We start from the raw sequence: 24,573 nt of genomic DNA, 5'->3' as shown, positions 1-24,573 counted from the left end.
AGTGGGAGCCGGCTTGCCGGCGATCGAGGGCCAAGCCCTCGCAATGGCGCTTAGCGCGAAGCCAGCAGCGCCTTGCCACGTACAACGGCAGCGCGCACCTGCGCCGGCGCAGTGCCGCCAATGTGGTCGCGGGCATTCACCGAGCCTTCCAGGGTCAGCACGGCGAACACATCCTGCTCGATCTGGTCGCTGAACTGGCGCAGTTCGTCCAGGCTCATCTCGGCCAGGTCCTTGCCGGTGTCGACGCCATACTTCACGGCATGGCCGACGATTTCGTGGCAATCACGGAACGGCAGGCCGCGGCGCACCAGGTAGTCGGCCAGGTCGGTGGCGGTAGAGAAGCCGCGCAGGGCCGCTTCGCGCATGATCGCGTGGCGTGGCTTGATGGCTGGGATCATGTCGGCAAAGGCACGCAGCGAATCGCGCAGGGTATCGGCGGCGTCGAACAGCGGCTCCTTGTCTTCCTGGTTGTCCTTGTTGTAGGCCAGCGGCTGGCCTTTCATCAAGGTCAGCAGGCCGGTCAGGGCGCCGAACACACGGCCGCTCTTGCCACGCACCAGCTCCGGCACGTCCGGGTTCTTCTTCTGCGGCATGATCGAGCTGCCAGTGCAGAAACGGTCGGGCAGATCGACGAACTGGAACTGGGCGCTGGTCCACAGCACCAGCTCTTCGGAGAAGCGCGACAGGTGCATCATCGCCACGCTGGCGGCAGCGCAGAATTCGATGGCGAAATCACGGTCCGAAACGCCATCCAGCGAGTTGCCGGCAACGGCTTCGAAGCCCAATAGCTTGCAGGTCAGCTCGCGGTCGATCGGGTAGGTGGTGCCAGCCAGCGCAGCGCTGCCCAGAGGCATGCGGTTGGCGCGCTTGCGGCAGTCGACCAGGCGCTCGTAGTCACGGCTGAGCATTTCGAACCAGGCCAGCAGGTGGTGGCCGAAGGTGACTGGCTGAGCGGTCTGCAGGTGGGTGAAGCCCGGCATGATGGTTTCGGCTTCACGCTCGGCCTGTTCCAGCAGGCCCTGCTGCAGGCGGGTGATCTCGGCCAGAATCAGGTCGATCTCGTCGCGCAGCCACAGGCGGATGTCGGTGGCGACCTGGTCGTTGCGGCTACGGCCGGTGTGCAGCTTCTTGCCGGTGATGCCGATGCGGTCGGTCAGGCGTGCTTCGATGTTCATGTGCACGTCTTCGAGGTCGACGCGCCAGTCGAAATTGCCGGCCTCGATTTCACCCTGGATGGTGTTCAGGCCATCGATGATGGTTTCGCGCTCGGCATCGCTGAGTACACCGACCTGCGCCAGCATGGTGGCGTGGGCGATCGAACCCATGATGTCGTGGCGGTACAGGCGCTTGTCGAAATCGACCGAGGCGGTGAAGCGGGCGACGAAGGCGTCGACGGGTTCACTGAAGCGGCCGCCCCAGGACTGATTGGTCTTGTCGGTGCTCATGGATTCACTCGTTGAAGGCGTGAACGAAAAAGTGGCGCCGATAATAGCAGGGTTGGGCTTGTGGCCGAAGGACGCCGGTCGACAGAAATCTGCAGAAAACAGCGCTCAATACAGGCGAAGACGATATTCAACGATTGAACGGCAGTGTTCCACGGACCGTCTACAGTTGGACAAAGGACTGGCAGCGAATCTGCCGGCGCAGTGAATCTTTGGCCATCGTATTGGTCTAGAGCGTGACCGCAGTGTCGCTCGACCTGCAACTGTCTACGCTATACCTGTGCGAGACTCACTCAGGAATCCAGAGCAATTATGAATGTCCTGATCGTTGATGACGAACCCCAAGCCCGTGAACGCTTGACGCGGTTATTCGGGGAACTGGAGGGGTACACCGTGCTGGAGCCCAGCGCCACCAACGGCGAGGAGGCCCTGGCCCTGATCGAAAGCCTCAAGCCCGATGTGGTCCTGCTGGACATCGGCATGCCGGGCCTCGATGGCCTGCAGGTCGCGGCCCGCCTGTGCGAGCGCGAAGCGCCACCGTCGGTGGTGTTCTGCACCGGTGACGATGAATACGGCGCAGAGGCTTTCACGGACAGCACCCTCAGCCATGTAACCAAACCGATCCATCCCCATGCCCTGCGCGATGCCTTGCGCAAGGCTGAGAAACCCAGCCGTACGCAGTTGGCGGCGCTGACCCGGCCGGGCAGTGAAGGGGGTGGCCCGCGCAGCCATATCAGCGCGCGTACGCGCAAGGGCATCGAGCTGATCCCTTTGCCGCAGGTGATCTATTTCATCGCCGACCACAAATATGTGACGTTGCGCCATGAAGCAGGTGAAGTGCTGCTTGATGAGCCACTCAAGGCCCTGGAAGATGAGTTCGGCGAACGCTTCGTGCGTATCCACCGCAACGCCCTGGTAGCCCGCGAGCGCATCGAACGCTTGCAGCGCACGCCGCTTGGGCATTTTCAACTGTTCCTCAAAGGCCTGGATGGTGATGCCTTGACTGTCAGCCGCCGGCATGTGGCTGGCGTACGCAAGATGATGCAGGCGCTCTGAGCCCTGCAGGGCCCTCATCTCCGGCAAACGGCGATGAGGGCGCACAAGGCAAAACTGGATCGTGACCCACATCTGCTAGCGATACCGACGGAGCTGTTATCATCGGCGGCATTCCTAAGTATTGGGGCGTTCCATGTCCACTCGCGAAATCCGCATTGCCACCCGTAAAAGTGCCTTGGCCCTGTGGCAGGCCGAATACGTCAAAGCCCGCCTCGAACAGGCGCACCCTGGCCTTCTGGTGACTCTGGTGCCCATGGTCAGCCGCGGCGACAAACTGCTCGACGCGCCGCTGGCGAAGATCGGCGGCAAAGGCCTGTTCGTCAAGGAGCTGGAAACCGCCCTGCTGGACAATGAGGCCGACATCGCCGTGCATTCGATGAAGGACGTACCCATGGACTTCCCCGAAGGCCTGGGCCTGTACTGCATCTGTGAACGTGAAGACCCGCGCGATGCCTTCGTTTCCAACCATTTTCCCAGCCTTGAGGCTCTGCCTGCCGGTAGCATCGTCGGCACCTCCAGCCTGCGCCGTCAGGCCCAGTTGCTGGCGCGCCGCCCTGACCTGCAAATCCGCTTTCTGCGCGGCAACGTCAACACTCGCCTGGCCAAGCTCGATGCCGGTGAGTACGACGCCATCATCCTTGCCGCGGCGGGCCTGATCCGCCTGGGCTTCGAAGAGCGCATCACCGCCAGCATCAGCGTCGACGACAGCCTGCCGGCCGGTGGCCAGGGCGCGGTGGGCATCGAATGCCGTAGCGCAGACAGCGAGATCCATGCGCTGTTGGCGCCTTTGCACCACGCCGATACCGCTGACCGTGTGGTGGCCGAACGAGCGTTGAACAAGCACTTGAACGGCGGCTGCCAGGTACCGATTGCCTGCTATGCCGTGCTCGAAGGCGAGCAACTATGGCTGCGCGGGCTGGTTGGCCAGCCCAGCGGAGGGACCCTGTTGGTGGCTGACGCCCGTGCACCGCGGGCATCCGCCGAAACGTTGGGGGTGCAGGTGGCCGAAGACCTGCTGGGCCAAGGTGCCGCGGCCATTCTCAAGGAAGTCTACGGTGAGGCCGGGCACCCGTGAGCCCCTGGCGCCTGTTGCTGACCCGTCCTGAAGAGGACTGCGCGGCGCTGGCGCAGACGCTGGCAGCTGCCGGCATTGCCAGCGCCTGCCTGCCCTTGCTGGCGATCGAGCCAGTGCAACCGGACGCCCGGCAGCGCCAGCAGCTTGCCGGGCTAGGGCAGTGCCAGGCCATGATCGTGGTCAGTAAACCTGCAGCCAGGTTGCTGCTTGCGCAACTCGCACAAGCAGGGCTGCAGCCCCCTTCAGCCGGATGGTTCACTGTAGGTGAAGCCACGGCGGCGGTGTTGCAGTCTGCGGGGCTGACGGTGACTTACCCTGCACAGGGTGACGACAGCGAAGCCTTGCTCACGCTCCCGGCCTTGCGCGAGGCTATGGCGGGGCCTGCGCCACGTGTCCTGATCGTGCGTGGTGTAGGGGGTCGCGAACTGCTGGCCGAGCGTCTTGCAGAGCAAGGTGCTAGTGTCGATTATCTGGAACTGTATCGTCGTTGCCTGCCGGTGTATCCGGCGGGCACGCTGGTGGGTCGCATCGAAGCGGAACGCCTGAACGGCGTGGTGGTCAGCAGTGGGCAGGGTCTTGAACACCTGCAACGGATGGCCGCTGCCGATTGGCCGCGTGTGGCGCGCTTGCCATTGTTCGTGCCGAGCCCCAGGGTGGCCGAGCAGGCCAGGGCCGCAGGGGCACAACAGATTGTGGATTGCCGTGGCGCGAGTGCCACGGCCTTGCTGGCAGCCGTGCAGCGCAGCGCTGCACCTGCCTCTTAAGGCGCTAAGCTCAGAGCGACGCGCCCCCATGCAAAGGATGGATACGTGAGCGAAACTGTCTTGTCCCACAATGATCAGCCGTCGGCGCAGGAGCCGACGCAACCCGTCACCCCCCCACCTGCCAAACGTTCCGGCACAGGCCTGGCCTTGCTGGCATTGTTGGTGGGTGCCGCTGGGGTCGCAGTGGGCGGGTGGGGTGTCTGGCAGGTGCGGCATCTGCAAGGCAGTGAGCTGAGCCAGGGTGAGCACCTCGAGGCGCTTAGCCAGCGTGCCGCTGCACTGCAGCAGCGCGAGCAACAGATCAGTGCCCAGTTGGCCAGCCTGCCGGCAGCCAGCGAACTGGAAGACCGCCGCCGCCTGGTGGCGCAGTTGCAGGGTGACCAGCAGCGCTTGAGCCAGCGGCTTGAAACCGTGCTTGGCGAAAGCCGCAAGGAATGGCGCCTGGCCGAGGCCGAGCACCTGTTGCGCCTGGCCACCCTGCGGCTTTCGGCCCTGCAGGACATCACCAGCGCCAAGGCCCTGGTCGAAGGCGCCGACGAAATCCTGCGCGAGCAGAGCGACCCTGGCTCGTTTGCCGCGCGCGAGCAGTTGGCGCGTAGCCTGGCAACGCTCAACAGCACCCAGCAGCCGGACCGTACCGGTTTGTATCTGAAGCTGGCTGCCCAGCGGGAGTTGGTGCAGCAGCTCAACGCCCAGTCGCCGGAATTCGACAGCGATGCCGATGCCCTCGGTGCTTTGACCGCCGATGGCGATGGCGCCAGCCGCCTGGCGCAGTGGTGGGCGGAGATTTCCAAGTACTTCCAGATCGATTTCAACGCCGACGACAACGTCCGTCCGTTGCTGGCCGGGCAGTCGCTCAACCAGTTGCGCCTGGCCCTGAGCCTGACCATCGAGCAAGCCCAGTGGGCTGCGCTCAATGGCGACGCCAAGGTCTACACCCAGGCGCTGGATGATGCGCGCAGTGTGCTGGTGGCCAATTTCAACGCTGACAACCCGCAGAGCAAGGCCATGCTCGAAAGCCTCAATGCGCTGGCCGAGCAACCGGTGTCGGTGGTTACCCCGGACCTGAGCGAAAGCCTGGCTGCGGTGCAGGCGTATATCCAGCGCCGCCATCTGCCTGCCGAGGGTGAGGGGAGCAAGCCATGAAACGTGTGTACCTGCTGGCCGTGCTGGCGATCGTGATCGCTGCGGCACTGGGCATCGCGGTGGCCAAGCACAGCGGCTACGTATTGATTTCCTACGGTGGCTTCCGTTACCAGTCCGGGCTGTGGGCGGCGCTCGCGGCGCTGGTTGCCGTGCTCGCACTGTTGTGGCTGCTGCGCTATCTGGTTGGGCTGGTGCTGACGTCCAGTGGTGTGGTCAACCCCTGGTCGCGACGCAACCGCAGCCGCCGCATTCGCATCGCAATCGAGCAGGGCCAGCTGGACCTCGCCGAGGGTCGTTGGGCCAGCGCCCAACGTCACTTGCACCGCGCTGCCGAGGCCGAACGCCAGCCATTGCTGTATTACCTCGGTGCCGCGCGTGCGGCCAATGAACAGGGGCGAACGGAAGACAGGGACAACCTGCTCGAGCGTGCACTGGAGCGTCAGCCCCAGGCGGAACTGGCGGTCGCCCTGGCTCATGCGCAATTGCAGATGGACCGTGGCGAAAGCGATGGCGCCCTGGAAGCCCTGCTGGCCATGCAGGAGCGGCACCCGCACAACAATCAGGTCTTGCGCTTGTTGCAGCGCCTGTATCTGGAGCGCGGCGACTGGTCGGCGTTGATTCGCCTGTTGCCCGACTTGCGCAAGGGCAAAGTGCTGCCGGCCGAGGAACTCGCTGCACTGGAACAGCGTGCCTGGGGTCAGAACCTGGGGCTTGCGGCGACCCGTGGCGACGATGAGCAAAGCGCCCGTCAGTCGTTGGAGCGCGCCTGGCAACAGCTGACTGCGGCCCAGCGTCAGGAGCCCCGGTTGGTGCTGGCTTATGCCGAACAACTGCGCCAGGTGGGCGCTCAAGGCGAAGCCGAACAGGTACTACGCGCTGCCCTCAAACGTGACTACGAAAGCCACCTGGCGCGCCTGTATGGCCTGGTGCGCGGCGATGATCCGGCGCGTCAACTGCAAACAGCCGAGGGCTGGCTCAAGGCGCATCCCCAGGACCCGAGCCTGTTGCTGACGCTTGGACGCCTTTGCTTGCAGAACCGCCTTTGGGGCAAGGCGCGCGATTACCTGGAAAGCAGCTTGCGCATGGAGCGCAACCCGGAAACCTGCGCCGAACTGGCCCGGCTGCTGGCTGGCCTTGGTGAGACCGAACGCAGTAACCAGCTGTTCCAGGAAGGCCTGGGCCTGCTTGATGAGCGGTTGTTGGCCCTGCCATTGCCCGAGGCCGTGCGCGCCTGAGAGGCCCCATGAGCCCGCACTGAGGGCGGGCTCATGGGGTGGCTGGTGAGTCTCGCGATACCTGTTTTCTTCTGTAATACGCTTCGCAAGAAATTTCCCACAATGCGAGTGGAAATTTCTTCTACCCCTCAGTGACTTATCTCCCCTGTAGTGCCTTGAAACAAAGCACATCTTTCCTCTACCGTTCCAAGCCACTCAATTTGCCCCGGGACCACCACCTTTCATGTTGCCGGCCCGCTTGCGCACGTTTTTTCTACCGGCCTGCCTTGCCTCGTTGGCGGTGCTGGTCGCGTCCTTTTACCTGGAGCGCACCCTCGGTCTGGTGCCTTGCCCGCTGTGCTTCAGCCAGCGGTTTCTGTTGGGTGTGTATGCCATGATCTGCCTGTGTGCGGCTGTGCATGCGTCGGGCGTTGCCGCTGTGTGCCAGTATGCGCGAGCAGCCCTGGGCTGTTCGGCAGCCGGGGCCCTGCTGGCGGCCAGGCATGTCTGGATACAAGGGGAAATTGGTACAAGCCACGAGTGCCCGGCGCCTTTCTGGCATGTAGTGGAAAGCTCCTGGCGTGAAGCGGCCCGTCAACTCTTGCTCGGCGGCCCCGATTGCAGCTCGTTGACCTGGAGCTTTCTTGACCTGACCTTGCCCGAATGGAGCCTGTTGGCCTTCTTGCTGCTGGCAGTGCTGCCCTTGACCTGCCTGCTGGCGTATCGTTTCCGCACACTGGGCAAAGCTTGAGTTGGCGCGGCTGCGGTAGCCGGCACGACCAGTGGTGATACCCCAGGGTATTAAACACTTGTATGAACTTTGTCTGCTGCGTACCTTGAAGGGCAGCACGCGCGGGAATAATCTCCCAGCACGCATACCAAAAACACAACTGCTCGATGCCGTCCTGCTGATGTCACCTTTGTACCGCACGATCGGGGTGCGAGGTGCAGCGGCATCTACCCAGAAGGGAAGAGATCGCCATGCTCGATAGTTGTCAGAACGCCCAGGAACGCTGGGGTGGGGTTCACAAGCTGATCGACACCTGGCTCAAGGAGCGGGAGGAGTTGGTTCAGGCCTTCGGTGCCTTGCGCGATGCCAAGCCGGCATTTGCGGACAAGGACAAGAGCCGCGACTTTTGTGCGGTGCTTGTCGATTACGTGTCAGCCTGGCATTTCGAGGTCAGTGAACAACTGGTCACCGAGGCCAAGGCGTTTGGTGACCAGAAAGCGCTGAAGCTGGCTGAAGAGATCAACCCGCGGATCAATGACATTACCCAGATTGCGCTGGCTTTCAATGACCATTGCGAGAAAGGTGATTGCAAGGACACTGAGCGCTTCGCCGATAAACTCGGCAAGCTCGGCAGCCTGCTGCACGAACGCTTCGAGCTCGAAGACTGCCTGATCGAGGTGTTGCACAACGCGCACAAGGAAGAAGACGCGGTCCAGGCCTGAGGGTCGACGTCAGCCGCCGACCGCCAGCAGCTCGATTTCGAACACCAGAGGTGTATAGGGCGCGATCAGATCACCCGCGCCCTCGGCACCGTAGGCTTGTGCCGAGGGGATCACCAGGCGCCATTTCGCTCCTGCTTTCATGTGTGGCAACGCCACCTGCCACCCTTCGATGACCGAGTCCAGGCTGAACCACTGTGGCTGCAGGTTCTGATCGAACACCGTGCCGTCAGGCAACTTGCCTACATAGCGTACTTGCACCTTGCCCTTGGGGTTGGGCTGCGCGCCGATACCACTTTTCAGTTCACTGTAGAGCACGCCCTCAGGCAGCTCATGCACACCGGCGCGTGCGCGTTCATTGGCCATGAAACGCGCCTCGATAGCTTGCAGTTTTTCCACTTCGGCTTGCACGGCGGCGTTGTTCGCCTGTTCTTCATGCTGCTGAAGAATGGCTTGCATGCGAGCCTTGTCGAGTTTGAGGGGCTGGTTCTGATAGGACTGGCGAAGGCCTTCAACCAACGCCTCCAGCTGCAATCCAGGCACTTCCTGGCGCAGTCGCTCTCCAAGGCTTGCGCCCAGGCTGTAGGCCACGTCGTGATCGCTGGCAGGAGCCGTTTCGGGGGCGGCGAGTGCGATAGGAGCCGCCAGGCACAGGCCGATAAGAAGATAACGAGGCATGGTCAACTCCGAGCTCAAGAGCTGCGAAGTATGCCAGCCTTGTTGCTTCGATTTGCGTAAATGTCGGCAACGATTTGCTAAGCAACTACACTTTCACGCAGCTGCAAGACAACAACTTTGCCCAGGCATGCAACGCGGCGCCAACGATACTGTCAACATGCCCTAGCGGCGGTAGCAGCACAAGCATAGTATTAGCCGCAAACTCGTCAGCCAGGAGGTAAACCATGTCGGCCAAGAAGAAGCCTGTAAGTACGCCGTTACACCTGCTCCAGCAACTTTCGGGCAGCTTGCTCGAACACTTGGAAGATGCCTGCTCGCAAGCGCTGGCTGATGCGGAAAAACTGCTGGCAAAGTTGGAAAAGCAGCGCGGCAAGGCCCAGGAAAAACTGCACAACGGTCGCCTGAAGTTGCAGGACGCGGCCAAGGCAGGTAAAGCCAAGGCCCAGGGCAAAGCCCAGAAAGCCATTGGTGAACTTGAGTCGTTGCTCGACTCGCTCAAAGAGCGTCAGACGCAAACCCGTACTTATATTCAGCAACTCAAACGCGATGCCCAGGAAAGCCTGAAGCTGGCCCAGGGGGTAGGCAAGGTGCGTGAGGCTGCTGGCAAGGCACTGGACCAGCGGGCTGTGGCAGCCAAATCGGCTAAGCCAGCCACTGCAAAAGCGCCTGCCAGAGCAGCGGCCAAACCTGCAGCAAGGCCGGCCGCCAAAGCTGCCGCAAAAGCGCCTGCCAAGGCCGCCGCTGCCAAGGCGCCGTCGCGCGCTGCTGCCAAGCCTGCTGCCGTAAAAGCCCCGGCCAAGGCTGCGGCTAAACCTGCAGCCAAACCGGCCGCTGCCAAAGTGGCTGCAGCCAAGGCGCCATCGCGCGCTGCTGCGGCCAAGCCAGCTACCACCAAGGCCCCGGCCAAAACCGCTGCTGCCAAGCCTGCCGCCAAACCAGCCGCTTCCAAAGGGGCTGCGGCTAAACCGGCCGCGGCCAAAGCGCCGGCTAAAACCACTGCAGCCAAGCCCGCTGCGAAAGCTGCCGCCAAGCCTGCAGCCAAGCCTGCAGCCAAGCCTGCAGCCAAGCCAGCCGCCAAGCCAGCCGCCAAGCCAGCCGCCAAGCCAGCCGCCAAGCCAGCCGCCAAAGCTCCGGCCAAGGCTGCGGCCAAACCTGCCGCTGCCAAGCCGGTCGCCAGCAAACCGGCTGAAGCCAAGCCGGCTACGCCTGCGGTGACCAACTCGGCAGGCCCCGCTACCCCGGCGCCGTCCTCGGCACCGGCAAGCACCTCGTCTCAGACGCCGTCTTCGGCCTCCTGAAGCCCTGTGGCGGCGACTCGCAGCTGAGCCAGCGAGTCGTGGCCACGGACCTGGTCGGGCGCCAGCCTGGCCAGCCAATCGTCTGCGGGCTCAAGCGAGCCCGTGGGCCATTGCCTTGCGCATTCCTCAAGGCGTTGCAGCAAGCGCTTCTCCGCCTGCAGTTCCAAGCCCTTTACGTACTCACGCAACGCCTCCAGGTGCAGGTCATGCTGTGCGGCCGTCCGCCATTGCTGGCGCAAACTGCGTAGCGGCGTTACCACTTCAGTTTGCCAAGGCTCGGCAATGGCGCGCAAAGCGTCGATTCGCCCGGCTTCTACGGCGACACCTCGGGTTTGCAGCCAGCTTGCGCACAGCAGCAGGCACACATCGCCCCCCTGGGCCTGAACGCTCAGGCAAGCCGCTTCGACTCCCGGCCGGGCATACAGGGCCAGGGCGTAATTCCACAGGTCGGTGTACATGATTCCACTTACGCTCCGGGTCGAGGAAGCTGGTAGACTCCGCGACCATCATGATCAGACTATCCAACCTCACTTTACAGCGTGGTCCGCAGCGCTTGCTAGAAGGCGCCGAGATGACCCTGCACGCCGGTCACAAGGCCGGCCTGATCGGCGCTAACGGCGCCGGAAAATCCAGCCTGTTCGCCTTGCTGCGCGGTGAGCTGTCGCCTGATGGTGGCGACTGCCAGCTGCCGGGTGACTGGCGCATCGCCCACATGCGTCAGGAGGTCGATACGCTCGATCGCCTGGCCGTGGACTATGTGCTAGATGGCGACGCGCGCCTGCGCAAGGTCCAGGCCGAGCTCGCCGTGGCCGAGACGGCCCACGACGGCACGGCCCTGGCACGCCTGCACAGTGAGCTGGAAAGCGCTGACGGCTATACCGCCGATGCCCGTGCGCGCAAATTGCTGGCCGGTCTTGGTTTTACCAACGAGCAGATGGACCGCCGCGTCGGCGACTTCTCCGGTGGCTGGCGGATGCGCCTGAACCTGGCCCAGGCCCTGATGTGCCCATCCGACCTGCTGCTGCTCGACGAACCGACCAACCACCTGGACCTCGATGCGATCCTGTGGCTCGAAGACTGGCTCAAGGGCTACCCGGGCACGCTGTTGCTGATTTCCCACGACCGCGATTTCCTGGATGCTGTTGTCGACCATGTATTGCACGTCGAGCAGCGCAAGCTGAACCTGTACAAGGGTGGCTATACCGCCTTCGAACGCACCCGTGCCGAGCGCCTGGCGCAGCAGCAGCAAGCCTACGAGAAGCAACAGGCCCAGCGTGCGCACATGGAAAAGTACATTGCCCGCTTCAAGGCCCAAGCCACCAAGGCCCGCCAGGCGCAGAGCCGGATCAAGGCCCTGGAGCGCATGGAAGAGCTGTCGGCGGCGCACGTCGATTCGCCGTTCGACTTCGTTTTCCGTGAATCGCAGAAGATTTCCAGCCCGCTGCTGAGCCTTTCCGAAGGCTGTCTGGGCTATGGCGACAAGGCGATCCTCGACAAGGTCAAGCTGCAGCTGGTGCCCGGTGCGCGCATCGGCCTGCTGGGCCCTAACGGCGCCGGCAAGTCGACCCTGATCAAGAACCTTGCCGGCGAACTAGCGCCGCTGTCGGGCCGCCTGGTGCTGGGTGAGAACCTGGCAGTCGGTTACTTCGCCCAGCATCAGCTGGACTCGCTGGACGACAAGGCCAGCCCGCTGTTGCACTTGCAGCGCATTGCGCCGGCCGAGCGCGAGCAGACCCTGCGTGACTTCCTCGGCGGGTTCGACTTCCATGGCGACCGCGTGGACGAGCCGGTGGTGAATTTCTCCGGGGGCGAAAAAGCCCGCCTGGCGCTGGCCCTGATCGCCTGGGAGCGGCCAAACCTGCTGCTGCTCGACGAACCGACCAACCACCTGGACCTGGAAATGCGCCTGGCGCTGACCATGGCGTTGCAGGAGTTTGCCGGTGCCGTGGTAGTCGTGTCCCACGACCGTCACCTGCTCAAGAGCACTACCGACGATTTCCTGCTGGTGGCCGATGGCAAGGTCGATACCTTCGATGGCGACCTGGACGACTACAGCCGTTGGCTGGTCGAGTACCGGCAGCGCAGCGCACCGGCGAGCAACGCGCCGGCCAACCCGGACAAGACCGACAAGAAGGCCCAGCGCCAGGCCGCCGCTGCCTTGCGCCAGCAACTGGCACCGCACAAGAAGGCTGCCGACAAGCTGGAGGCCGAGCTCAACCAGGTGCATGCGCAACTGGCCGAGATCGAAACCGCCTTGGGCGACAGCGGCCTCTACGAGGTGGCGCGCAAAGATGAACTGCGCGACCTGCTGGCCCGCCAGAGCAAGCTCAAGCAGCGTGAAGGCGAACTCGAGGAAGGCTGGATGCAAGCCCTGGAAACGTTGGAGAGCATGCAGGCCGAGCTTGAGGCGCTGTCCTGAAGCCTGGGTTGGCGCAGGCTTGAGGGCCAGATCGCTATAGGATTTGCGGATGTCAGGCCGGGCATTTACAGCACACCCGAAATACCCGGCTTGCCTTTGAACTCTGCAAAATTCGCTGGTTATTTTTTCGCCAAAACCTTAGGTTAACGTTTTGCAACATATGTTCGAGCGAGGTGTGTGATGTCGATGGAAGTGTGGTTGGGCTTCTTTGCCGCGTGTTGGGTGATCAGCCTTTCACCCGGGGCCGGGGCGATCGCCTCGATGTCCAGCGGCCTGCAATATGGTTTCTGGCGCGGCTACTGGAACGCGCTGGGCCTGCAGATTGGCCTGGTCGTGCAGATCGCCATCATCGCAGCGGGTGTCGGCGCCATCCTTGCCGCTTCCGCTACAGCGTTCACCATCATCAAATGGTTCGGCGTCGCGTACCTGGTCTACCTGGCCTACAAGCAATGGCGCGCTTTGCCGATGGACATGACCGATGAGTCCGCCGTGCGTCCGATCGGCAAGCCGTTGAGCCTGGTGTTCCGAGGTTTCCTGGTCAACGTCAGCAACCCCAAGGCGCTGGTGTTCATGCTCGCTGTACTGCCGCAGTTCATCAACCCGCATGCTCCGCTGTTGCCACAATACGTGGCGATCACGGTCACCATGGTCACCGTCGACATGCTGGTGATGGCGGGTTATACCGGCTTGGCTTCACGGGTGCTGCGCCTGTTGCGCACCCCCAAGCAACAGAAGCGCTTGAACCGGACATTCGCCGGCTTGTTCATTGGTGCTGCCACGTTCCTGGCGACCTTGCGCCGCGCACCTGTCTGACCGATTTGCGGGGCCTTGCGCAGGCCCCTCATTTCTCTCGGTCCATCATCCCCTTGAGCAAGTCCAACGGCATCGGAAACACGATGGTCGATGTCTTGTCGCCGGCAATCGACCCCAGCGTTTGCATATAGCGCAACTGCATGGCCCCCGGCTCCTTGCTGAGCATCTGCGCGGCCTGCATCAACTTCTCGGACGCCTGCAGTTCCCCTTCGGCGTGGATGACCTTGGCCCGGCGTTCACGCTCGGCTTCGGCCTGACGGGCAATGGCGCGGACCATCGATTCGTTGAGGTCGACGTGCTTGATCTCGACGTTGGCCACCTTGATGCCCCAGGCATCGGTTTGCGCGTCCAGCACTTGACGAATATCCAGGTTCAACTGCTCGCGCTCGGCCAGCAACTCGTCCAGCTCATGTTTGCCCAGCACCGCACGTAGCGTTGTCTGCGCCAGCTGGCTGGTGGCGACCAGGAAGTCTTCGACCTGGATGATCGCCTTCTGAGGGTCGAGCACGCGGAAATACAGCACCGCATTGACCTTCACTGACACGTTGTCGCGGGTGATCACATCCTGCGGCGGCACATCCAGCACCACGGTGCGCAGGTCCACCCGAACCATCTGCTGGATCACGGGGATGAGCAGGATCAGCCCCGGGCCTTTGACCTGCCAGAAGCGCCCCAGCTGGAACACCACGCCGCGCTCGTATTCGCGCAAGATGCGAAACGCCGACAGCAGCAGGACGCCCAGCAGCATCAGCAGGGCGCCGAAACCCAATTGCATGAACATCGTCATTCTCCTTGCGCTGTAGGGGCAGCAGCGCTCACTTCGAGCATCACGCCATGACGCGCGGTGACCCGCACCTGCTGGCCGAGCTGCAAGGGCGTAGTGCACTGGACCTGCCATTGTTCGCCCTGGGCCATTACCGCGCCACAGAACGGATTGCCTGCCACCACCTGAGAGACACTCACCAAGCTGCCGACCAGGCCGGCATCACCGCTGACCAAGGCCCGCTTGCGAGCTTTGAGGGCCATGCCCAACACGCCACCGATCAACAATGCCGAGAGCACCGCCAGGCTCGCGATCAACGCCAGCGGAATGCCAAAGCCGGGGGCGTCGGTGTCTATCAGGATGACCGCGCCCACCACGAACGCCACGATGCCGCCAAAGCCGACCACACCAAAACTGGGCAGGAACGCCTCGGCGATCATGAAGGCGATACCGAGCATGACCAGCGCGACACCGGCGAAGCTCACCGGTAGCAATTGCAGGGCATACAGCGCCAGCAACAGGCAGATGCCACCGACCACGCCGCCCACGCCGGAGCCAGGGTTCATGAACTCGAACAGCAGGCCATAGACGCCGATCATGATCAGGATCAGTGCCACGCTGGGGTTGGTGATCACGGCCAAGAGGCGCGTGCGCCAGTCCGGCAGATGCTCGGCCAGGTTGGCGTCGCGGGTCTGCAACTGGCGCGGCTGGTCAGCGGCGATCAGGGTCTTGCCGTCGAGCTGGCGCAGCAGGTCAGGCAGGTCGTTGGCCACGTGGTCGATCACCTTCTGCTTGAGCGCTTCGCTGGCCGACAGGCTTACCGCTTCGCGTACAGCCTTTTCCGCCCAGTCGGCGTTGCGCCCGCGCAGCTGCGCCAGGCCGCGGATATACGCGGCTGCATCGTTCACCTGCTTGCGCGCAAGGGCTTGTTCATTGGCGTCGGGCTTGGCCTTGTCATCCTTTGGTGTACCTGCAGGGCCGCCAATCTGCACGGGGGTGGCGGCGCCGAGGTTGGTCCCCGGCGCCATGGCCGCCACGTGGCTGGCATACAGGATGTAGGTGCCAGCGCTGGCAGCACGGGCACCGCCTGGGGCAACGAAGGTCGCAACCGGCACGGGGCTGGCGAGGATGACCTTGATGATCTGGCGCATGGCGCTGTCCAGGCCGCCGGGTGTATCCATGCGGATCACCACCAGTTGCGCGCCTTGTTCCTTGGCCTGATCCAGGCCGCGCACCACATAGTCGGCGCTGGCCGGCCCTATGGCATCATCGATGCTCAGCACCCAGATCGCCCCAGGCGCGGCCTGGCTGCCCGGGGCGAGGCCAAGCATCAGCACCAATAACCACCAGCGCCAGCAGCGAGCGATCACCTGTCGTCACCTTGTTCGCTTCTATACCCCAAGTTTAGCCATGCCTGCCCAGGCAGGGCCTAAAATTGGAGATGGGGGCGAAACCGGAGGTGCATCATGCGAATGGCCAAGACCCTGCAGCAGCGCCTGGACCAGGCCAACTGCGACTACGACATCATTCCCCATCCCCACTCGGCGACCAGCCTGGAATCGGCGCGTACGGCTGGTGTGCCGGCCGAGCGGGTTGCCAAGTCGGTCATGCTCGACGACCGCCATGGCAACTACATCATGGCGGTGCTGCCTGCCAATCGGCACCTGGACATGAGCAAGGTACGCATGTCTGGCGCCTGGCAACTGACCCGCGAAAGCGGCCTGCCGAGCTTGTTCGGTGACTGCGAGCGTGGCGCCATCCCGGCAATGGGTGACGCTTATCAGATAAAGATGCTGCTCGATTCGAGTCTTACCCGCCAGGGCGATGTCTACCTGGAGGCAGGTGACCACGATCACCTGATCCACATGAGCATGGAGCAGTACCTGAAACTGGTGCCGCAAGCCGAAGTACGCGAGCTGTGCTGATGTTCTCAAACCAATGCCGGGCTGGCGTCGTGGACGGCCCGCCCGGTACCCAGGAGGAAACATGGAAGCGCCTACCCACCACTTTTCCGAGCTGTTCAAGCAGTTGGGCTTGCCCGACGACCCTCAGAGCATCGATCAGTTCATCACCAGCCATTCACCGCTGAAAAACGAGATCAAGCTAGTGGATGCGCCGTTCTGGAGCGACTCCCAGCGCGCTTTTCTCAAGGAGAGCATCATTGAAGATTCCGATTGGGCAGTGCCCTTCGATCAACTCAACGAAGCGTTGCGCCGCCCCCGCAAATAAAGCGCCGAGCGGCACCTGACGAGTGATCGGCCGTTGCTATGCTCAGGAAAACAATAAGGGGATATGCGCGATGAAAGATCCCTACGCACCAGGTTTCTGGTGCACCGTGACCATCCTGGGCACCCTGACGGCCGGTTACTTCTACGGTATCCGCCATACACACCAGATGAGCCAGGCTGTGCAGTTTCTGTACGCTGCGGCGGCAGTCGCGGCGGCGGTCGCGTTGCTGGGCCTTACGTGGATCGCCTGGCAGCAACTGCACCTGAACAAGCGCGAGGTGATCCAGGGGCGAACATTGCTCACCATCTGGAACACCAAGGTAGCGCTACGCCGGGTAGAGACGGTTTTCGACCGGTATTTCTGGGGCAGCTATTGGCACTCGGGGCGCACCTTCGAGGAAGTGATGGGCGAGCTCAAGGGCACACCCCTGGAGCAAAGCCTGGATGCGCTCAAGCGCCAGTGCCGGGTGCTGGACCGCGAGATCCACGATCATCAGCATCACTGGCTGGCCAACGCCCGCGATCTCTCCAGTGTGGCCACGGCCATGGCACGCGAGCGTTACCAACTCGACCTGTGCGAGCCCCTGAGCAGTGGCCAAGGCAACACGGCAGTACTCAATCGTGATCTTGAAGTGCTGGTGCATACCTGGTCGGCGCGCCTGCGCAGCTTCGACCATCAGTTGGACGAACTGGAGCGCGCCTACCACTGAGCCTGGTCATTCGCCGCGGATGTACTGCTCCAGCTGCAGGATCAGGCTGGCCTGTTCGGCGATGGTTTCCTTGACCAGGTCGCCGATCGACAGCAGCCCGAGCAGCTCGCCATTGCTGACCACTGGCAGGTGGCGCAGGTGGCGGTTGGTCATCAGGTTCATGCAGTACTCAAGATTCTGCTTGGGCTCCACCGTGACCACAGGTGCACTCATGATTTCCCGCACTGGCGTGGCCGCCGAAGAGCGCCCCTTGAGCACGAGCTTACGGGCATAGTCACGCTCGCTGACGATTCCCACTACCTGGTTGTTCTCCACGACCGGCAGCGCACCGACGTTTTTCTCCGCCAGCATTTTCAGGGCGTCGAGCACCGAGTCATCAGGGCCGATGGTGTAGACGGTCTGGTGCTGGGACTTGGTCTTGAGGATTTGTTCGACGTTCTTCATACAGGCCTCTGCGGGTGGAAAAAACGAGCTCTTGGAGTAACTAAAGCATCCGGCACGGTGGCCTGCACGGCAATGCAGGAAACGGCATCGAGTCGATTGAAAAACGTCATGGGCGGTGCTGGTCTGGTTGCTCAAACGAAAAAGGCTCAGGCAGGTGCCTGAGCCTTTTGGTGCGCGTCATTTTGCGGTTGATCACAGGCCGTTGGGTAGGAACCTTGTGGCGCCACTGACATCATCGATCTTTTTGATGCGAAAGGCCTTGAGGCAGGTTTCGTTACGCGTGTTGCTATCAGGGCAGTACTGTTTGACGAAATCGTTGAAGGCCATATCCTGGCCGTTCACGCTCAGCACGCGCTTGAAGTATTCGCCCTCGATACCCTGCGCCTGGCGCGAAGTGGTCATCGGATGGTCGACTTCCAGGCGACCGTGCAGGTCCACGGTCGGAAACGGTGTTTCTTCTTGCAGGCAACCGCCAAGCAACAGGCTGGCTGAAGCCAGCATGATCAGACGTAGCATGATGAGGTCTCTACAATGGGCGATCCCGGTCGTTTGACCGGGACGGCATTGTTGATGGTTATTCGCCGAACAGACTGCCAGCGCGTTTCACTTCAGCCTTGCCGGCATCTTCCAGCAGCGACTTGGCCCCTGATGTGACGTTGCGTGCGGCGTCGGCATTGGACTGGATCACGTCGGTGCGTGCGGCACTGTCACGCAGCTCGGCATCGATGTAGTCGTTGGCGCGGGCGACCTTGGCTTTTTTGGCTTGCAGGGCCAGACGTCGTTCTTCCAGCTCCAGTGCGCGCAAGTCATCTTCATAGGCTTCTTCGCGGCCTTGAACGCGTTTGCGTTCGACAGCCTGCGCTTGCTGTTGCTCGGCCGCACGCTGCGCAGCCGCACGTTGAGACGAGGCTCGCTGCTGGCGGGCTGCGGCTTCGCGAGCCTCGGCACGCTGTTGAGCAGCGGCTGCCTGGCGTAGGCGTTCGGCTTCCAGCGCAGCTTGGGACTGTTTGGTCTGCTGTTCGATCTGATAGAGCTGGTCGAACTGGCCCGCTGCGGCAGTGGCGGCAGACAGCGCAAGGGCGGTACCCAGAACAAAGTGCTTCATGTTCTCAGGCCTCAGCTCTTTTTCGGATCTGGGCATGTCGCATTCGGCTGGATGCGAGTTTCGTTGGAAATGGTCATGACCATCAGAGAGATGCCACCCACTTCGTAATCGCACGGGCGGCCGACCTGGGCCGAAGTGTAGATCTTGCCGTTTTCCGAGTAGCCGATCAGTACGCCAGGCACCAACGAAGTGTCATTGACAAATGACCCTGCAAGGGCGCCAGCACCGCCGCCGGCCACGCCGCCGATGATCGCAGTGTCCTTGTTGTGGCCAGCACCCAGGGCCGCGCCACCTAGTGCACCCAGCACACCGCCAACCATCATCGCGGCCTTTTTGTTTTTCTCGTTGCTGACTTTGATCCTGGTCGGCGAGACCGTGATGATTTTCACGGTCTTGGCTTCCTGCTGGGTATTCACCTGGCTGGCATCAAACACGTCGGATTGGTATTGCTCACCGGTCGCCTGGCAACCTACGAGCGTCGCAGCGATGGTAAAGGCCAGGCAGTGTTTCAGCATTTTCATTCCTAAGTCCCTGGAGGGTATGGGTAACCGAGCGCAATCCATTACATGGATGAGGCATAATGCCATCATTGTAATCAGATGAATTCAATGAGGTAAAGCCACGAGAGCTAAAGGAGCGTGAGGTTATCGCTGTTGGGAATAAAGGTGGACTGAAGGGCGAGGCCTTGCAGAAACGACGAAGCCCGCGCATGGCGGGCTTCGTTATCAAGATGGCGCACTCGGCGGGATTCGAACCCACGACCCCTGCCTTCGGAGGGCAGTACTCTATCCAGCTGAGCTACGAGTGCAACGCGCACGCATGATACCCATCTGATTCGATTGCGTCCATCGCCTTGATCTTTGTCCATTTTTCCTGATCCAGGCGCACTTGCGCGACGCACACCAGATTGCGCAATTTTTGCGCAATCACCTCGGCCCGATGCCTGCTCAGCCCGCCGATACCTATTTCGATGTCCAGCAAGTCATCCTGCTGGCTGACCTGCACGCTGTGCGGCGTCAGAAACTGCAGGGCGAACAGGTTGAGTACCCGGCACAGGGTATCCGGCTCGGCTTCGGCTTGCAGGCGATAGCACACGTTGCTGTGGCTACTGCTGGCGGCCCAGGCATCGGTTCGGGGCAGGGGGCGTTCAAATGGGTTCATGCTGGTCTCCGCAAAGGTGGGAGAAATTCTGGCAGGTTGATGCCGGCTTTTTTTCGCTATTATTTGATGAATTAGCCATTCAGGCGAATTGTTTGATTCGAAAAATATAAGCTTGGGGGATTTTTAATGCAAAGCGATCTGGATGCGTATGACCGGCGGATTCTCGAGCTTCTTCAGGAGGATGCGTCACTGTCCAGCGCGCAGATTGCCGAGCGCGTAGGGCTGTCGCAGTCGCCGTGCTGGCGCCGTATTCAGCGGCTCAAGGAAGAGGGGGTCATCCGGGGGCAGGTCACCCTGCTCGATCGCAAGAAGGTCGGCCTGAACACGCAGATCTTTGCCGAGGTGAAACTGAACGCCCATGGTCGCTCCAACTTCACCGAGTTCACCGAGGCGATCCGGGGCTTTCCAGAGGTGCTGGAGTGTTATGTGCTGATGGGGTCAGTAGACTTCCTGTTGCGTATCGTCACGCAGGATATCGAGGCTTACGAGCGGTTCTTCTTCGAAAAGCTGTCGAACGTACCGGGGATTCAGGAGGTGAATTCCATTGTGGCGCTGTCGGAGATCAAGTCCACCACCAGCCTGCCGCTGATGCGCTGATGCTGTCGCCGGCAAGCCGGCCCCTACACGTCAACCACGGCTCTCGGGGGCCGTGGCGATCGTGGGGCTTGCCGGCGATGATGCACAAGCGAATGTCAGGCCTTGAGCAGATGTTTCCAGCCACGGCTCTGATCAATCGCACGGGCTTGTTCCACGCGGGCCTCCAGCAGCTCGCCAGGCTCTTCGGCCAGTGGCAGTTCAGCCAGCTCATGCAGCTTTTTCAGGTCGCCATACAGGCGGTCCATCTGCGGCGCCTCGAGTACCTGGCGCGCATGGTGCAGCCAGGCCAGCAACTGTTCGATGCGCGGCAGTTGTTCTGCCAGGTCTTCCGGGCGTTGAGTGTAAAGCGGTAGCTTCAGCGCACGGCCTTCTTCGCCCAGCAGGTGTGCCACCCAGCTGGCCAGTTGCGCCTTGCCCTGGCGTTCGCCACGGCCCTTGCGCTCTGCGGTCCAGGCGCGGGCCAGCAGCCAGCGTGATGTTTCCAGGGAGAACTGGCCCCAGCGCACGTCCTCGAGCTCTTCGAGGAACTGCTCTGGCGCGGCGCGACGGATGTCTTCGTCGTCATTGCCGGCCTGTACCAGCGGGCGCCAGTCTTCCAGCAGCGCGTCCAGGCTGGCGCGCAGGTCACGCGTGCTGGCACGCGGCGCGGCCTGGCCAAGGCTTGCGACCAGTGCACGCAGTTCTGCCAGGCACTGCACCCAGTCCTGCAGCAGGCGCCAGTGGCCATTGTGGCGGTATTGCTCGGCCAGGCGCTGGCTGCTGCCCAGCAGTTGCCAGGCGAGGGCAGCGAAGGCATCGTCGACCGGCATTTCGGCGTCCAGTTCGGTGCTTGGCAGGCCCAGCTCATAGCTGTCCGGCTCCAGCAGGCGGTAGCCGCGCTCGGCCTTGCTGATGTCGCACGGCATCAGGGGCAGGCTGGCGGCCAGCTCGGCGGCCAGCTCCAGCAACGCCTCGGGGGCACCTTCGCGCAGTTCCAGCTCCAGCTCGCAGATCTCTTCCTTGCGCTTGCCGGCAATCACGAAGCCCTGGTCCAGCGCTGCCTCGATCACTACTTTGCTCTTGCCGCGGCCCCAGGCGATCTCAGCGAATTCGCGGGTGAAGTCGGTGGTGAACAGCGGTTTGATGGATTTTTTGTCAAGTTCGGCCAGTTGCTCAGGCCAGCAGGTGGCGTCGAGCTTTTTCAGGTCGAGTTTGACTTTGTCCAGGTGCCACTCGTATTCGTTGCGTTCGGACAGGCCGGCGACGCTTTGGCCACGGCACTTCAAGGTCTGGATGATCACCTCGCCGTCGCGGCGCAGGCGCAGCGCCACTCGCGCAGCAGAAAGGTCGCGCTCAGGGGTGTCGAAGTACTGGTTGAGCAGCTCGCGGGTCTGCCAGCCGGACTTGTTGCGCTTTTTCAGCAGAGGGTGCTCGCGCAGTGCGGCCAGGGTGTCGCGGCTGGCGCGAAGCTTGAGTTCGGTTTCTTTGTGCATCGCAGGCTCGAAGAGGGGCGTGATTGCCGTGCAGTCTACAGCAGTGTGCCGGCAACGGTTTATTCCTTACGGCGGATGGCCCTATGATGGGCAATGCTTCCGAGGAGTTCGCGCATGCCGTTGCCCACGCTGAAAGACCAGTTTGCCGCTTTGATCGCCGCGCCCTCGGTCAGCTGCACCCAACCTGCCCTGGACCAGTCCAACCGCCAGGTCATCGACCTGCTGGCAGGCTGGTTGGGCGACCTGGGGTTCAGTTGCGACATCCAGCAGGTCAGCCCAGGCAAGTTCAACCTGTTGGCCAGCCGTGGCACTGGCCCGGGCGGGCTTGTGCTGGCTGGCCACAGCGACACCGTGCCGTATGACGAGCAGTTGTGGACGAGCGACCCGCTCAAGCTGACCGAGGTCGATGGCCGCTGGGTGGGCCTGGGCAGCTGCGACATGAAGGGTTTTTTCGCCTTGATCATCGAAGCGGTGATTCCGTTGCTGGAGCATGACTTCAAGCAGCCGCTGCTGATCCTCGCCACCTGCGACGAAGAAAGCTCGATGTCCGGTGCCCGCGCCCTGGCCGAAGCGGGTCAGCCGCTTGGCCGTGCGGCGGTCATCGGTGAGCCGACCGGCTTGCGTCCGGTCCGCATGCACAAGGGTATCCTCATGGACCGCATCGACATTCTCGGGCGTAGCGGCCATTCCTCTGACCCAAGCCTTGGCCACAGCGCGCTGGAAGCCATGCACGCGGTGATGGGTGAGCTGATGGGCCTGCGCCGGCAATGGCAGGACACCTACCGCAACCCGCAATTCACCGTGCCCACGCCGACCATGAACTTTGGCTGCATCCACGGTGGCGACAACCCCAACCGTATCTGCGGCCAGTGTGCCCTGGAGTTCGACCTGCGCCCACTGCCAGGCATGGATGTAGAGCAGTTGCGTGCAGCCATCCGTGAGAAGCTTCGGCCGGTGGCCGAGCGCCATGAGGTGCGTATCGACTACGCGCCGCTGTTCCCCGAGGTGCCACCGTTCGAACAGGCGGCCGATGCCGAACTGGTGCAGGTGGCCGAGCGCTTGACCGGCCATCGCGCCGAAGCGGTGGCGTTCGGTACCGAAGCGCCTTATCTTCAGCAACTGGGTTGCCAGACCATCGTTCTTGGCCCTGGCGACATTGCCTGTGCCCACCAGCCGGGCGAATACCTGGAAATGTCACGAATCGAACCTACCGTGCGTCTATTGCGTGACCTGATCCGGCACTATTGCCTGAATTAAACGTCCATCCTGCTGATTCGTCTTTGCCTAGAGGAGACCGCGCGTGACCGCAAGCCTGTTCCGACGATGATCCTGAACGCCGTGTGATCCAACGTTCTCCGTCCACTTTATCCACAGGCCCTGTCATGCCCGATTACGTCAACTGGCTGCGTCATGCCTCCCCGTACATCAATGCCCATCGCGACTGCACCTTTGTGGTCATGCTCCCCGGCGATGGGGTGGAACACCCGAATTTCGGCAATATCGTCCATGACCTGGTGTTGCTGCACAGCCTGGGCGTGCGCCTGGTGCTGGTGCATGGTTCGCGCCCGCAGATCGAGAGCCGGCTGGCCGCCCGTGGCCTGACCCCGCACTATCACCACGGTTTGCGCATCACCGATGCCGCAACCCTGGACTGCGTGATCGACGCCGTGGGTGCCTTGCGCCTGGCCATCGAAGCGCGCCTGTCGATGGACATCGCCGCCTCGCCGATGCAGGGCTCACGCCTGCGCGTGGCCTGCGGCAACCTGGTGACTGCCCGCCCTATCGGCGTGCTCGAAGGGGTGGACTACCACCACACCGGTGAAGTACGGCGCATCGACCGCAAAGGCATCAGCCGCCTGCTCGACGAGCGCTCGATTGTGCTGCTTTCGCCGCTGGGCTATTCGCCGACCGGTGAGATCTTCAACCTGGCCTGCGAAGACGTGGCCACCCGCGCCGCCATCGAATTGGGTGCCGACAAGCTGTTGCTGTTCGGCGCCGAACCCGGGCTGCTGGATGAGAGCGGCAAGCTGGTGCGTGAGTTGCGCCCGCAGCAGGTTGCACCACACCTGGCGCGGCTGGGCAGTGATTACCAAGGCGAGTTGCTCGATGCCGCCGCCGAGGCCTGCAAGGGCGGTGTGGCGCGTAGCCACATCGTCAGCTATGCCGAGGACGGCGCACTGCTCACCGAGCTGTTCACCCGCGGCGGTGGCGGCACGCTGGTGTCGCAGGAGCAGTTCGAAGTGGTGCGCGAGGCGACCATCGAGGATGTGGGTGGTTTGCTGGAGCTGATCAGCCCGCTGGAAGAGCAGGGCATTCTGGTGCGACGCTCACGTGAAGTGCTGGAGCGTGAGATCGAGCAGTTCAGCGTGGTCGAGCGCGAGGGCATGATCATCGCGTGCGCGGCGCTGTATCCGATTGCCGATTCCCAGGCTGGTGAGCTGGCGTGCCTGGCAGTGAACCCGGAGTACCGCCATGGCGGGCGCGGTGATGAGCTGCTGGAGCGGATCGAGAGCCGGGCGCGGGCGTTGGGGTTGAATACCCTGTTCGTGCTTACCACCCGGACCGCGCACTGGTTCCGCGAGCGTGGTTTTGCCCCCAGTGGGGTAGAGCGGCTGCCGTCGGCGCGAGCATCGCTGTACAACTACCAGCGCAATTCGAAGATTTTCGAAAAGTCTCTGTAAGCCAGGGAATCGAGTGCCCTGCCAACCCATGAAAAACGCCGCCCCAGAGGGCGGCGTT

At 62.6% G+C, this 24,573-nt stretch carries 27 protein-coding genes and 1 tRNA gene; 16 read left to right on the top strand and 12 right to left on the bottom strand.

The genetic code is table 11. The features are described 5' to 3' along the window. Window positions 1–50: 50 nt before the first annotated feature. A complete protein-coding gene (gene argH, locus ACEWE8_RS07665; RefSeq protein WP_395589240.1) occupies window positions 51–1,445 on the bottom strand; it encodes an argininosuccinate lyase in 1,395 nt (464 codons plus the stop codon). 309 nt (window positions 1,446–1,754) lie between these two features. On the opposite strand from argH, the gene ACEWE8_RS07660 reads away from it, so the two are divergent. The 7 genes from ACEWE8_RS07660 to ACEWE8_RS07630 all read left to right on the top strand — a co-directional run bounded on the left by ACEWE8_RS07660 (window position 1,755) and on the right by ACEWE8_RS07630 (window position 8,149). Continuing rightward, complete coding sequence (locus ACEWE8_RS07660; protein ID WP_046786956.1) at window positions 1,755–2,498, top strand: LytTR family DNA-binding domain-containing protein; 744 nt, start codon at window positions 1,755–1,757, stop codon at window positions 2,496–2,498. Between the two features lie 133 nt (window positions 2,499–2,631). Continuing rightward, entirely contained in the window at window positions 2,632–3,573 is a 942-nt protein-coding gene (gene hemC / locus ACEWE8_RS07655; protein ID WP_046786957.1) for a hydroxymethylbilane synthase, read from the top strand. Beyond that, the gene (locus ACEWE8_RS07650) at window positions 3,570–4,337 is read left to right on the top strand and encodes a uroporphyrinogen-III synthase (RefSeq protein ID WP_046786958.1); all 768 of its coding nucleotides are present in this window, start codon (window positions 3,570–3,572) and stop codon (window positions 4,335–4,337) included. The genes hemC and ACEWE8_RS07650 overlap by 4 nt, the downstream gene beginning before the upstream one ends. Before the next feature lie 45 nt (window positions 4,338–4,382). Further along, window positions 4,383–5,483 (top strand): uroporphyrinogen-III C-methyltransferase, encoded by a 1,101-nt coding sequence (locus ACEWE8_RS07645; RefSeq protein WP_046786959.1) that lies wholly within the window; start codon window positions 4,383–4,385, stop codon window positions 5,481–5,483. After that, entirely contained in the window at window positions 5,480–6,718 is a 1,239-nt protein-coding gene (locus tag ACEWE8_RS07640) for a heme biosynthesis protein HemY (RefSeq protein ID WP_046786960.1), read from the top strand. The genes ACEWE8_RS07645 and ACEWE8_RS07640 overlap by 4 nt, the downstream gene beginning before the upstream one ends. Window positions 6,719–6,941: 223 nt before the next feature. Continuing rightward, complete coding sequence (locus tag ACEWE8_RS07635) at window positions 6,942–7,448, top strand: disulfide bond formation protein B (protein WP_046786961.1); 507 nt, start codon at window positions 6,942–6,944, stop codon at window positions 7,446–7,448. Window positions 7,449–7,678: 230 nt separating this feature from the next. Continuing rightward, window positions 7,679–8,149, top strand: a complete 471-nt coding sequence (locus ACEWE8_RS07630) for an Rsd/AlgQ family anti-sigma factor (protein WP_046786962.1) — start codon at window positions 7,679–7,681, stop codon at window positions 8,147–8,149. Between the two features lie 9 nt (window positions 8,150–8,158). Here ACEWE8_RS07630 and ACEWE8_RS07625 read toward each other — a convergent pair whose 3' ends face one another. Continuing rightward, a complete protein-coding gene (locus ACEWE8_RS07625) occupies window positions 8,159–8,824 on the bottom strand; it encodes an FKBP-type peptidyl-prolyl cis-trans isomerase (protein ID WP_046786963.1) in 666 nt (221 codons plus the stop codon). A gap of 224 nt (window positions 8,825–9,048) precedes the next feature. Here ACEWE8_RS07625 and ACEWE8_RS07620 point away from each other — a divergent pair, with 224 nt between their 5' ends. Next, window positions 9,049–10,122: an AlgP family protein gene (locus ACEWE8_RS07620; protein WP_395589239.1), complete on the top strand. Its 1,074-nt coding sequence runs from the start codon at window positions 9,049–9,051 to the stop codon at window positions 10,120–10,122. Here the strand turns inward: ACEWE8_RS07620 and ACEWE8_RS07615 are convergent. Next, window positions 10,098–10,580: a TIGR02444 family protein gene (locus ACEWE8_RS07615; protein WP_046786965.1), complete on the bottom strand. Its 483-nt coding sequence runs from the start codon at window positions 10,578–10,580 to the stop codon at window positions 10,098–10,100. The genes ACEWE8_RS07620 and ACEWE8_RS07615 overlap by 25 nt on opposite strands. A gap of 50 nt (window positions 10,581–10,630) precedes the next feature. Between ACEWE8_RS07615 and ACEWE8_RS07610 the strand changes: the two genes are divergently transcribed. Both ACEWE8_RS07610 and ACEWE8_RS07605 read left to right on the top strand, forming a co-directional pair. Next, on the top strand, window positions 10,631–12,541 hold the full coding sequence (locus ACEWE8_RS07610) for an ATP-binding cassette domain-containing protein (RefSeq protein ID WP_046786966.1): 1,911 nt from the start codon (window positions 10,631–10,633) through the stop codon (window positions 12,539–12,541). Window positions 12,542–12,721: 180 nt separating this feature from the next. Beyond that, window positions 12,722–13,354, top strand: coding sequence for a LysE family transporter (locus tag ACEWE8_RS07605; RefSeq protein WP_012312213.1), 633 nt, complete (start codon window positions 12,722–12,724; stop codon window positions 13,352–13,354). 28 nt (window positions 13,355–13,382) lie between these two features. Here ACEWE8_RS07605 and ACEWE8_RS07600 read toward each other — a convergent pair whose 3' ends face one another. Continuing rightward, entirely contained in the window at window positions 13,383–14,135 is a 753-nt protein-coding gene (locus ACEWE8_RS07600) for a slipin family protein (protein ID WP_012312214.1), read from the bottom strand. A gap of 2 nt (window positions 14,136–14,137) precedes the next feature. Further along, window positions 14,138–15,487: a nodulation protein NfeD gene (locus tag ACEWE8_RS07595; protein ID WP_046786967.1), complete on the bottom strand. Its 1,350-nt coding sequence runs from the start codon at window positions 15,485–15,487 to the stop codon at window positions 14,138–14,140. Between the two features lie 96 nt (window positions 15,488–15,583). Between ACEWE8_RS07595 and ACEWE8_RS07590 the strand changes: the two genes are divergently transcribed. The 3 genes from ACEWE8_RS07590 (at window position 15,584) to ACEWE8_RS07580 (ending at window position 17,055) form a co-directional block, all read left to right on the top strand. Further along, window positions 15,584–16,042, top strand: coding sequence for an aminoacyl-tRNA deacylase (locus ACEWE8_RS07590; protein ID WP_039601719.1), 459 nt, complete (start codon window positions 15,584–15,586; stop codon window positions 16,040–16,042). A gap of 61 nt (window positions 16,043–16,103) precedes the next feature. Continuing rightward, on the top strand, window positions 16,104–16,346 hold the full coding sequence (locus ACEWE8_RS07585) for a DUF2789 domain-containing protein (protein WP_012312217.1): 243 nt from the start codon (window positions 16,104–16,106) through the stop codon (window positions 16,344–16,346). A gap of 70 nt (window positions 16,347–16,416) precedes the next feature. Then, window positions 16,417–17,055, top strand: coding sequence for a hypothetical protein (locus ACEWE8_RS07580; RefSeq protein ID WP_046786968.1), 639 nt, complete (start codon window positions 16,417–16,419; stop codon window positions 17,053–17,055). Window positions 17,056–17,061: 6 nt separating this feature from the next. Here the strand turns inward: ACEWE8_RS07580 and ACEWE8_RS07575 are convergent, their stop codons facing one another. The 6 genes from ACEWE8_RS07575 to ACEWE8_RS07550 form a co-directional block, all read right to left on the bottom strand. Continuing rightward, entirely contained in the window at window positions 17,062–17,499 is a 438-nt protein-coding gene (locus ACEWE8_RS07575; RefSeq protein ID WP_012312219.1) for a CBS domain-containing protein, read from the bottom strand. Window positions 17,500–17,691: 192 nt separating this feature from the next. Next, window positions 17,692–18,015, bottom strand: a complete 324-nt coding sequence (locus ACEWE8_RS07570; RefSeq protein WP_046786969.1) for a hypothetical protein — start codon at window positions 18,013–18,015, stop codon at window positions 17,692–17,694. Window positions 18,016–18,073: 58 nt separating this feature from the next. Continuing rightward, a complete protein-coding gene (locus tag ACEWE8_RS07565; RefSeq protein WP_046786970.1) occupies window positions 18,074–18,604 on the bottom strand; it encodes a DUF5384 family protein in 531 nt (176 codons plus the stop codon). Window positions 18,605–18,615: 11 nt separating this feature from the next. Beyond that, window positions 18,616–19,125, bottom strand: a complete 510-nt coding sequence (locus tag ACEWE8_RS07560; RefSeq protein ID WP_046786971.1) for a hypothetical protein — start codon at window positions 19,123–19,125, stop codon at window positions 18,616–18,618. 210 nt (window positions 19,126–19,335) lie between these two features. Beyond that, a tRNA-Arg gene (locus ACEWE8_RS07555) sits at window positions 19,336–19,412 on the bottom strand. Continuing rightward, entirely contained in the window at window positions 19,403–19,765 is a 363-nt protein-coding gene (locus ACEWE8_RS07550) for a hypothetical protein (protein WP_069974020.1), read from the bottom strand. The genes ACEWE8_RS07555 and ACEWE8_RS07550 overlap by 10 nt, the downstream gene beginning before the upstream one ends. A 126-nt stretch (window positions 19,766–19,891) precedes the next feature. Between ACEWE8_RS07550 and ACEWE8_RS07545 the strand changes: the two genes are divergently transcribed. Then, window positions 19,892–20,362, top strand: a complete 471-nt coding sequence (locus ACEWE8_RS07545) for an Lrp/AsnC family transcriptional regulator (protein WP_046786973.1) — start codon at window positions 19,892–19,894, stop codon at window positions 20,360–20,362. 95 nt (window positions 20,363–20,457) lie between these two features. Here the strand turns inward: ACEWE8_RS07545 and ACEWE8_RS07540 are convergent, their stop codons facing one another. Further along, complete coding sequence (locus tag ACEWE8_RS07540) at window positions 20,458–21,834, bottom strand: inorganic triphosphatase (protein WP_046786974.1); 1,377 nt, start codon at window positions 21,832–21,834, stop codon at window positions 20,458–20,460. Window positions 21,835–21,948: 114 nt separating this feature from the next. On the opposite strand from ACEWE8_RS07540, the gene argE reads away from it, so the two are divergent. Together argE and argA are read left to right on the top strand one after the other, a co-directional pair. Then, window positions 21,949–23,091: an acetylornithine deacetylase gene (gene argE, locus ACEWE8_RS07535; protein WP_046786975.1), complete on the top strand. Its 1,143-nt coding sequence runs from the start codon at window positions 21,949–21,951 to the stop codon at window positions 23,089–23,091. A 125-nt stretch (window positions 23,092–23,216) separates the two neighbouring features. After that, on the top strand, window positions 23,217–24,515 hold the full coding sequence (argA, locus tag ACEWE8_RS07530; protein WP_012312225.1) for an amino-acid N-acetyltransferase: 1,299 nt from the start codon (window positions 23,217–23,219) through the stop codon (window positions 24,513–24,515). Window positions 24,516–24,573 lie beyond the last annotated feature (58 nt).

This window comes from Pseudomonas sp. TR47, from assembly GCF_044143025.1.
Classification (GTDB): domain Bacteria; phylum Pseudomonadota; class Gammaproteobacteria; order Pseudomonadales; family Pseudomonadaceae; genus Aquipseudomonas; species Aquipseudomonas putida_E.
The sequence above is the reverse complement of the archived record's forward strand: the minus strand, read 5'-3'. Positions and strand labels throughout refer to the sequence as shown.

Excerpts from the sequence above, each read along its gene's own strand:
- ACEWE8_RS07565 (WP_046786970.1), bottom strand. The coding sequence starts at position 18,604 with ATGAAGCACTTTGTTCTGGGTACCGCCCTTGCGCTGTCTGCCGCCACT.
- ACEWE8_RS07585 (WP_012312217.1), top strand. The coding sequence starts at position 16,104 with ATGGAAGCGCCTACCCACCACTTTTCCGAGCTGTTCAAGCAGTTGGGC.
- ACEWE8_RS07590 (WP_039601719.1), top strand. The coding sequence starts at position 15,584 with ATGCGAATGGCCAAGACCCTGCAGCAGCGCCTGGACCAGGCCAACTGC.
- ACEWE8_RS07570 (WP_046786969.1), bottom strand. The coding sequence starts at position 18,015 with ATGCTACGTCTGATCATGCTGGCTTCAGCCAGCCTGTTGCTTGGCGGT.
- ACEWE8_RS07640 (WP_046786960.1), top strand. The coding sequence starts at position 5,480 with ATGAAACGTGTGTACCTGCTGGCCGTGCTGGCGATCGTGATCGCTGCG.
- ACEWE8_RS07545 (WP_046786973.1), top strand. The coding sequence starts at position 19,892 with ATGCAAAGCGATCTGGATGCGTATGACCGGCGGATTCTCGAGCTTCTT.
- ACEWE8_RS07660 (WP_046786956.1), top strand. The coding sequence starts at position 1,755 with ATGAATGTCCTGATCGTTGATGACGAACCCCAAGCCCGTGAACGCTTG.
- ACEWE8_RS07625 (WP_046786963.1), bottom strand. The coding sequence starts at position 8,824 with ATGCCTCGTTATCTTCTTATCGGCCTGTGCCTGGCGGCTCCTATCGCA.
- argE (WP_046786975.1), top strand. The coding sequence starts at position 21,949 with ATGCCGTTGCCCACGCTGAAAGACCAGTTTGCCGCTTTGATCGCCGCG.
- ACEWE8_RS07605 (WP_012312213.1), top strand. The coding sequence starts at position 12,722 with ATGTCGATGGAAGTGTGGTTGGGCTTCTTTGCCGCGTGTTGGGTGATC.
- ACEWE8_RS07630 (WP_046786962.1), top strand. The coding sequence starts at position 7,679 with ATGCTCGATAGTTGTCAGAACGCCCAGGAACGCTGGGGTGGGGTTCAC.
- ACEWE8_RS07610 (WP_046786966.1), top strand. The coding sequence starts at position 10,631 with ATGATCAGACTATCCAACCTCACTTTACAGCGTGGTCCGCAGCGCTTG.
- argH (WP_395589240.1), bottom strand. The coding sequence starts at position 1,445 with ATGAGCACCGACAAGACCAATCAGTCCTGGGGCGGCCGCTTCAGTGAA.
- ACEWE8_RS07575 (WP_012312219.1), bottom strand. The coding sequence starts at position 17,499 with ATGAAGAACGTCGAACAAATCCTCAAGACCAAGTCCCAGCACCAGACC.
- ACEWE8_RS07560 (WP_046786971.1), bottom strand. The coding sequence starts at position 19,125 with ATGAAAATGCTGAAACACTGCCTGGCCTTTACCATCGCTGCGACGCTC.
- argA (WP_012312225.1), top strand. The coding sequence starts at position 23,217 with ATGCCCGATTACGTCAACTGGCTGCGTCATGCCTCCCCGTACATCAAT.
- ACEWE8_RS07615 (WP_046786965.1), bottom strand. The coding sequence starts at position 10,580 with ATGTACACCGACCTGTGGAATTACGCCCTGGCCCTGTATGCCCGGCCG.
- ACEWE8_RS07620 (WP_395589239.1), top strand. The coding sequence starts at position 9,049 with ATGTCGGCCAAGAAGAAGCCTGTAAGTACGCCGTTACACCTGCTCCAG.
- ACEWE8_RS07600 (WP_012312214.1), bottom strand. The coding sequence starts at position 14,135 with ATGTTCATGCAATTGGGTTTCGGCGCCCTGCTGATGCTGCTGGGCGTC.
- hemC (WP_046786957.1), top strand. The coding sequence starts at position 2,632 with ATGTCCACTCGCGAAATCCGCATTGCCACCCGTAAAAGTGCCTTGGCC.
- ACEWE8_RS07540 (WP_046786974.1), bottom strand. The coding sequence starts at position 21,834 with ATGCACAAAGAAACCGAACTCAAGCTTCGCGCCAGCCGCGACACCCTG.
- ACEWE8_RS07580 (WP_046786968.1), top strand. The coding sequence starts at position 16,417 with ATGAAAGATCCCTACGCACCAGGTTTCTGGTGCACCGTGACCATCCTG.
- ACEWE8_RS07550 (WP_069974020.1), bottom strand. The coding sequence starts at position 19,765 with ATGAACCCATTTGAACGCCCCCTGCCCCGAACCGATGCCTGGGCCGCC.
- ACEWE8_RS07635 (WP_046786961.1), top strand. The coding sequence starts at position 6,942 with ATGTTGCCGGCCCGCTTGCGCACGTTTTTTCTACCGGCCTGCCTTGCC.